This window comes from Acidiphilium iwatense (assembly GCF_021556475.1).
GTDB lineage: Bacteria > Pseudomonadota > Alphaproteobacteria > Acetobacterales > Acetobacteraceae > Acidiphilium > Acidiphilium iwatense.
The window spans coordinates 1-1,348 of sequence record NZ_JAKGBZ010000137.1; the positions used below are offsets into that span (position 1 = coordinate 1).

Annotated in this window: 1 protein-coding gene; it reads right to left on the reverse strand. The window is 65.0% G+C overall.

Going from position 1 to position 1,348, the window contains the following annotated elements; all coding sequences use genetic code 11:
* Positions 1 to 19 precede the first annotated feature (19 nt).
* The gene (locus tag L2A60_RS20415) at positions 20 to 1,177 is read right to left on the reverse strand and encodes an IS4 family transposase (protein WP_235706295.1); all 1,158 of its coding nucleotides are present in this window, start codon (positions 1,175 to 1,177) and stop codon (positions 20 to 22) included.
* Between the last annotated feature and the right edge of the window lie 171 nt (positions 1,178 to 1,348).

Consider the following 1,348-nt stretch of genomic DNA (forward strand, 5'->3'; position numbering starts at 1 on the left):
CTCAAGACTCCCCTCATTTTCACACTGCCCCGAAAGTCTCGGCGAAGACGGGCAGGTCGGCGAGCATATCGGCGAATTTCTGGACCAGTGGCAGCAGGCGAGGCTCCGGCATGGTGGGGATGAGTTCGTATAGCATGCAGCCCTGGCGGAACAGCGAATGGGTTCGCCGCTTGGCGGTGTTTGACTTGAGGAATCGGTCGTAGCCGAGCACTTCCCCGGCGGCCCCGAGCAGGGTCAGCAGCATGACGGCGAATGCGGCGATCAGCCACAGCCGGTCGCGCCGCGCCGGCGTGCTGACGTGGATCGATCCCATGCCCATGCCGAAGCGCAGGTCCTTGGTATCGCGCAGGCCACATTCGATGCTCCAGCGCTTGCCATAGAGCGCCTTCAGGCCTGAAGCCGACGCTGTGCCGTCGCTGGCGGCGAGACACCACGCCTGCTTCATGTCCTTATCCTGCACGCACAGCACGGTGCCCACCTGGTAGCATTCCGCGGTCACTGCGGCGCCGCGCAGAATGCGCGCCCGTCCACCGCGGCCGACCCAGGCGGAAGCGGTGCGCATCTCGCCGTCGGCGGCGGTCACTGTGATGTTGCCGCGGAAGCGGATGACGTAGTCGAACTTCAACTCCTCGGTCAGCACCCGATAGAGCTTCTGATCGCCGAAGCCACGGTCGGCGACGATGCAAACCTTTATGTCGGAGGCCAGGGTGTCGGCGAGACGGACCAGCGCCTGGTATTCGTACTCGTTGCGATGGTTCTTGAGGCTCGCCGTGGCGACGGTGAGCCACAGCAAGGGCGTGGCGCGGCCGTGACGGGTCAGCAGCGACAGCATGAGGGTGGCCTGGCCATCGGCGTCGAAATCGGTCCAGTCCATGGCGACGTTGATGCTGGTGCGTGATCCCACCACGTAGGGCACCCAGTGGCGCAGTGCGGCATCGACGTCGATCCCCTCGTTGGACAGCATCCGATCCACCTGCTTGATGGCGTGCTTGGTGGTCAGACCGCGCGCCAGGGCGAGCCCCTGGCCGATCGTATGCACAGCCAATGACGCGGTCCGGACCACCCCGAGGGTGGCATTGGCCAGGGATAGAACCCGCTTGGCGTGCAGGTCGCCCTCGAACAGGCCGGTCAGGACGCGCTGCACGTCCCCGAGGCAGAGGGTCTGGTTCGGCTGCATCGCTATCCCCCGCAGCTTGTGTTGCAAGCGGGGAGAATCGCAAGCCGGCAGGATTGGCAAGAGATTTCGGCGGCGCGCAACAATCGGAATCGGAACCGGGCCGCCAGGATTCCTTCCGGAATGCCGACAGGCCTCAATCGATTCTTCGGCTAAATGGCGCCTGCGGCCTCA